4 protein-coding genes and 1 pseudogene are annotated in these 6,082 nt (G+C 56.1%); 3 read left to right on the forward strand and 2 right to left on the reverse strand.

What is annotated here, in order from left to right:
- A partial coding sequence (locus AUK29_00440; protein ID OIP66569.1) for a hypothetical protein occupies nt 1-894 on the reverse strand: 894 nt, incomplete at its 3' end.
- Between the two features lie 64 nt (nt 895-958).
- Nucleotides 959-2,353 carry a hypothetical protein gene (locus AUK29_00445; protein ID OIP66570.1) on the reverse strand — a complete coding sequence of 465 codons (1,395 nt, stop codon included), beginning with the start codon at nt 2,351-2,353 and terminating at the stop codon, nt 959-961.
- 380 nt (nt 2,354-2,733) lie between these two features.
- Here AUK29_00445 and AUK29_00450 point away from each other — a divergent pair, with 380 nt between their 5' ends.
- The 3 genes and pseudogenes from AUK29_00450 to AUK29_00460 all read left to right on the forward strand — a co-directional run bounded on the left by AUK29_00450 (nt 2,734) and on the right by AUK29_00460 (nt 6,082).
- Nucleotides 2,734-3,894, forward strand: a complete 1,161-nt coding sequence (locus AUK29_00450) for a TIGR01210 family radical SAM protein (protein ID OIP66571.1) — start codon at nt 2,734-2,736, stop codon at nt 3,892-3,894.
- Nucleotides 3,891-5,006 (forward strand): hypothetical protein, encoded by a 1,116-nt coding sequence (locus AUK29_00455; protein ID OIP66572.1) that lies wholly within the window; start codon nt 3,891-3,893, stop codon nt 5,004-5,006. Before AUK29_00450 ends, AUK29_00455 begins: the two co-directional genes overlap by 4 nt.
- Nucleotides 5,007-5,016: 10 nt before the next feature.
- Nucleotides 5,017-6,082, forward strand: a pseudogene (locus AUK29_00460) (hypothetical protein).

The following is a 6,082-nucleotide window of genomic DNA, read 5'->3' on the forward strand; positions in this document are numbered from 1 at the left end:
AAAGACCGTAGAGACCACGCTCGGATCCTTGATGGGGAAACAAATTTTTTCCAGGTCTTCGGGGGTTTCCCAGAGTCCCACGGCCTTCCATGCCTGGACCTGGTCTCCCTTGATGATAAAGAGGATGACCCGTTCCAGCCGGGCGTTCGCATAGGCGGTAAGGGTGTCTGCGATATCTTCCCTGTTCTTTGCCTGTGCCAGGTTTAGGGACGCGCCCTCGAATGTCGTCAGGTCAATGGCCGGTTCGGGTTCGGGCGCTCCCGCGGGCATGGGTACGGGCGCGGGTACCGGCTCCGGCGGCCTGGCTTCGATGCTGACGGGCGGCGCGCTTGGGGCAGGGAGGGGCGCTTTTGCTTTCTCCGTCATCTGCTGAGCCGCGCGCTCTTCCTGGATCTTCTTTTTCTCCTCCCATTCCTTCCGCCTTTTCTTCTCCTCTTCGGGGATGGAGATAAACCGCATCTCCCTTCGGATCCGGTAGTTCTTCTCCAGCAGGAAACTCATCTTCGACTCGGTGGTCACAAAGGGTTTGATGACCTTGCCGGTGATGAAGCTGATCTCGTTGACGGCCTCCATGTTCGTCGGGTCCATCATGGCGAGATGGATCCTTCCCTTGGGGGATTCAAAGGGGCAGACCCGGTACTTCCGTGCAAGGTCTTCGGGGATCTCCTGAATGACGGCGGGATCAATCTCTCTGAGCTTGACCGGATCTGCAATGGAGACATGCAGGGTGTGGCTCAGGGCTTCCAGGAGTTGTTCCTCGGTAATGTAAAAAAGTTCCAGGAGATTGGTCCCGATCCTTCCGCCGAAAATGACCTGTCTCTGCAGGGCCTCGCTGCACTGCTCCCCGCTCACGTAACCTTTGTCGATCAGATATTGTGTCAGTTTTGGTCTCATAGGTTGAACAGTCACTATCCGGGTTTCAGTCCCTTTCCCGTATCGGGGAGGGAGGCAAGCGGACTTAAAGGGCGAAAGGCCCGGTCTTCTGCCGTTGCAGATCGATCTCCGCGGCATGGATCAGATCTATAGCCGATTGCACCTCTGTCTCTTCCATGGATGAAACGCCCACCTGCACGGAAACACCCAATTCGTGCAGGGTAGGGTTCTTGAACGCCAGTTTCTGGAATCGTTTGGCCTGTACGGTCGCGCCGATCAGGCTGGTCTCCGGGAGGAGGATGGCAAAATCGTCACCCTGGCACCTGGCAGCCAGGTCGGATTTGCGGATGGACTCATTGATCAGACGTCCGATGATCCGCAGGGCCTGGTCCCCTTTTTCGATCCCGTGGATCTCGTTCACCTTCCTGAACTGGTTGATGTCGATCAGGATGAGCGACAGATGGCTCTTATAGCGTTTGGCCCGGTAGATCTCCTTTTCACCGGCTTCAAGAAAACTGTAATAGCCGCAGAGATTGGTGAGAGAGTCGAAGGATGCCACCGCGGTTTTATCGTTGTGTTCAACCGATTCAAAGACCTGGGCATTGAGCAGAGCGGACTTGGCGGCGTTGGATATTCCTTTCAGGAACCGTATCTCCCGTTCATTGAATGTCTCCTTGGACCGCGCCGTGCTCAGGAGGAGCGTTCCGATCAGGTCGTCTCCATGCGTGATCGGGACCACCATGAGGGAGAAACATCCGATCTCGTGCAGGATCTCCCGCACCATGGACATTCGTTCATCCTTGTCTATATCGGGAATTACGACCACGCTCCTCCGTTGAAGCGCTTCCATGATCTCCGGATACTTGTTCAGGTCGATCTTCAGATCCTGAATCTCCGGCCCGTCGCTGGTGGCCTCTACGATCCCTTCAGACATGTTCTTACCGATCCGGATCACGGAACAGCGTTTGACCTGGATATGTTCGGAGATCTTCTGGACCAGGCAGTAGAGAATATCCCGGGTTTTTTTCTTGGCGTGAAGTGTGGTGATCAGCTGATTGGTGACGAACAGGTCTTCCTTTTCGTTTTTGATCTGGTCCATCCTTTTCTTGATCTGGAGGTGGCGCCGTATGTGCGCCAGGAGGAGATCCGCATCAAAGGGTTTGGTGACATAATCATTCGCCCCCAGTTCAAAACCGGTCTGGATATCCTTTCCCTTATCCTGAGAGGTCACCATAATGACCGGGATATCCTGGGTGTGATGGTTTTCCCGGATGGTTTTCAGGACCTTGAGCCCGTCCATGTCGGGCATGATAATATCAAGGAGGATCAGGTCCGGCGAAAAAACCGCGGCCTTCTGGAGGGCCTCAATTCCGTTTCCTGCATCTTCGACGATGTAATGGTTTTGGACCAAGAGGTTCTTCAGGGTGGAGCGGATGCTCACGTTGTCATCGGCGATGAGAATTTTATCATGTTTTATCAATGTGTTACGCTCCATTCTCGGAAATTCTAAACAGGCCAAGACTTCTGATTCGTATACTACCATAATAAAAGAAAAACATCTGTTTTGACAAGGATTTTTATTGGTTTTATTGACATGCCGATTTACCAGTGTTATCCCTTCCTTGACACTGCGGCGGGCATCTGATAGAGTTCAAAAAATTCAAGAACCTATCCGGAGATCCAACTTGATGAACCGAGACCACCGTACGTTTGCATTTCTTTTTCTCCTTTTCCTTCCTACGGTCGATCTCCTCTTTCCTTGACCCTGACCAGCCTGAGTTCTGTTTGCCGTGAAGGCGCCAAGACACAAAGAGGATTGTGAGCGGGTATTCCCCCATTATGTGAGACAGTGAGTATCTTATGCCGTTGCAGAACACAACATTCAAACCCGACACGATCCGTTATAAGGATGTCCATGCGGAATTGAAAAGCGTCCTGACGGAGATCCGGAGCCATGATCAAAAGGTTTTATTTGAGCCGGGCCGCGCCCTCTCTTCGGATATCCGGATCGGATATCTGCAGGGGCGGACGGTGCAGAGGCTGGTCATCACGCTCCGGTCCCCGGGCTGTGCGTGGGTCCGCAAGGGGGGCGGGTGCACCATGTGCGGGCATTATCCGGGGACCACGCAAGGAACGGCGCTTTCGCCTCAGGATTTTTCGGCTCAGTTCAGGAGGGAGGCCGCGCGCTACCGAGGACGGGACCTGCCGATACTCTGCCTGTACAACTCCGGGTCGGTGCTCAATGAAGAAGAGATCCCGGAAGAGGCCCTTGCAGGGATATTCGAAGAGATCGAGCGAATGAAGGAGGTCCGCAAGGTTGTTCTGGAGAGCAGGCCTGAGTATTGTTCCGAGGAGAAGATCGCCTGGATCAGAAAACGCATCGGCGGGAAAGATTTGGAGATCGCCATGGGGCTCGAGTCCTGCAATGACCGGGTCCTCTCCCTGACCCTGAACAAGGGCTTCGTCTCGGAGGATTTCCGCCGGATGGCTGAGAGGATCCGGCAGTATGTGGCGATCCGGATTTATGTGCTGCTCAAGGGTCCCTTTCTGACCGAGTCGGAGGCCATCGAGGATGCGGTCTCCTCCATCGAATTTGCCCGTACGCTTTCACCGAGCGAGATTCATCTTGAGCCGGCCACGCTGCAGAAACACACCTTGCTCCATTCTTTGCACCAGGCCGGGCTGTATGATCTCCCCTGGCTCTGGAGCATCTATGAGGTGCTCAGCCGTGTTGGCGCCGAAAACAGGGTTTATGTCAGCCCGTTCAATCATATGCCGAGGCCGGTCCATATTCCTGAAAACTGCCCTGACTGTTCGGAGCAAGTGCGGGACCTGCTCACCCGGCGCTACAATGAAACCTTTGACCTGCAGCCTGTCCGGCAGTTTCCCTGCGCCTGCAGAGAGAGGTGGGAACACGCCCTCAAAGAAGAGGATCCGAGACCGCTGGCACAGCGGATCCTTGAAGGGCTGCGGGTGATCCGGCAAGCAGGCGGCCTCCATCGTATGGAGGCCGGATCATGAGACCGAGGCCTTTCTTCATGGAGCGATGGCTCATGGCCAACCGGTTCCACGTCCGTTACAATCTGGCCGAGAGCGGTGTTTCGGATCTGACCTTAAATGAGCTTATCTCCCTCTGCGATATCGATCTCAAGGAACTGATGTCCATCAAGCTGGAAGACGAAGACACGCGCGGGAGCGAGGCGCTCCGGGAGGAGATCAGCAGTCTCTATCCGGGAAGGAGAGCTGAAGAGGTCATGGTCACCACAGGAACCAGCGAGGCCCTCTTTATCCTGTTTCATCTCCTGCTCAATCCCGGTGACACCTGCGTCGTCACCTTCCCGGCCTTTCAGGGTCTCTATGAAACCGCCCGCTCACTTTCCTGCCGGATCAAATTCTGGGAACTCCGGATTGAAGAAGGCTTTGTGCCGGATTTAAACCGCCTTGCCGATCTCATGGACGACCGGACCCGCCTGGTGGTGGTGAACACCCCCCATAATCCGACCGGCAAGATCATCCCCATGGAGACGCTGAGCGAGGTTCACCGTCTCTGTCGAGAACGCGGGGCCTACCTGCTCATGGATGAACATTATCGTTTTCTCCCGCTCAACGGCTCCGCGGGGATCCTCCCCTCGGCCGTGACCCTGGGCGGGGACGTGATCGGGACCGGTTCCATTGTCAAATGCTTCGGACTCATGGGTCTTCGCATGGGGTGGATGGTCGCGCCTTTGGATCTGCTGTCGGCGGCCAGGGATTTCAAGGACTACCTCACCCACACGTTATCCCCGATCAGCGATTTCTTGAGTCTTAAGGCCCTGAGAAACCGGGAGGCCATCCTGTCCGTGCACCGGAGCCATGTGCTCAAGAACGCCGCCGCGCTCAATCAATGGATGAGAGGGCATGAGGCCTTCTTCGGCTGGACCCCGCCCGAGGGCGGCGTGGTCAGCTACCCCCGGATCCTGTTGGATATGGATGCTGACCGTTTCTGTCAGGATCTGATCGACCGGCAGGGGGTCTTTCTGCTCCCTGCCGGCTCCTTCGAGATGGAGGGGCATGTCCGCATCGGGTTCGGTATCCGGCATGACGCGTTCCTGGAGGCGCTGGACCGGCTGGACCGTTACCTGAAAGATATGTGAGGAGGGTATGATGAGAATTGGATTCACCTACAACCTGAAAAAGGACAAGGTCCGGTCAGATCCGAACGGTAGGGACAATCCTGCTGAAGAAGACTGGGATGACTCGGATGCCGAGTATGAAGACCTGGAGACCATAGACGCCCTTGCAGCGGCCCTTGAGACATGCACAGAGGAGCCTGTGGTCCGCCTCCCGTGCGATCATGCTCTTCCGGCAAGGCTGGAATCCGAGCATCTTGATTTTGTTTTCAACATTGCGGAAGGGTGGGGCGGACGGAACCGGGAGGCCTTTGCCCCTTCCCTGTTCGAGATCTTCGGGATCCCTTATACTGGATCTGACGGGCTCACCCTGAGCCTGACCCTGAACAAGGTTCTGACCAAGAAGATCCTGATGGCCGAGGGGATCCCCACACCTGAATTCTTTGTGGTCAGGGATCTTGGGGAACTCAGGGATATCCCCCTTCCATTCCCCCTGTTTGTCAAACCCTGTCATGAAGGGACCAGCAAGGGGATTCGGAACTTTTCCCTGGTGAGAAACCCGGACGAACTGGAAAGGGCCGTGTCGTGGGTCCTGATCAACTATCATCAGCCGGCGCTGGTGGAACGCTTCATCTCCGGGCCCGAGGTGGCTGTCGGCATCCTGGGGAACGGCCCGGATATCAAAATCCTCCCGCACGCGGAGATCCGTTTTACCGAGCAGAATCCCTTCTACTCGTTTGAATGCAAATCCCTGGTGGACGAGGAGATCCTCTGTCCGGCCCCCCTGAGTCCGTCCCTCACCATGCGGATAGAAGAGATCGCCCTCGCTGCCTATGAGAGCTTCGGGTGCCGGGATCTGGCCCGGCTTGACCTTCGAATCAACGAGACAGGCGAGCCTTATGTCCTCGAGATCAATCCGCTTCCAGGCCTTTCACCCCGCTACAGCCTTTTCCCGATCCAGGCTGCGGCCGCAAGCATGGACTACAAAGCGATGGTCCGTGCTCTCGTGGGGCAGGCCATGAAACGGTACAGCATGGATATGACGGGGAGGAGCGCCCGGAGGAAGCCCAAGGGCCGGGCATTGATACCCAATGAGGATG

This window comes from Nitrospirae bacterium CG2_30_53_67 (genome assembly GCA_001873285.1).
GTDB lineage: Bacteria > CG2-30-53-67 > CG2-30-53-67 > CG2-30-53-67 > CG2-30-53-67 > CG2-30-53-67.

Coding starts and splice junctions, on each gene's coding strand:
- AUK29_00450 (OIP66571.1), top strand. CDS start 2,734: ATGCCGTTGCAGAACACAACATTCAAACCCGACACGATCCGTTATAAG.
- AUK29_00455 (OIP66572.1), top strand. CDS start 3,891: ATGAGACCGAGGCCTTTCTTCATGGAGCGATGGCTCATGGCCAACCGG.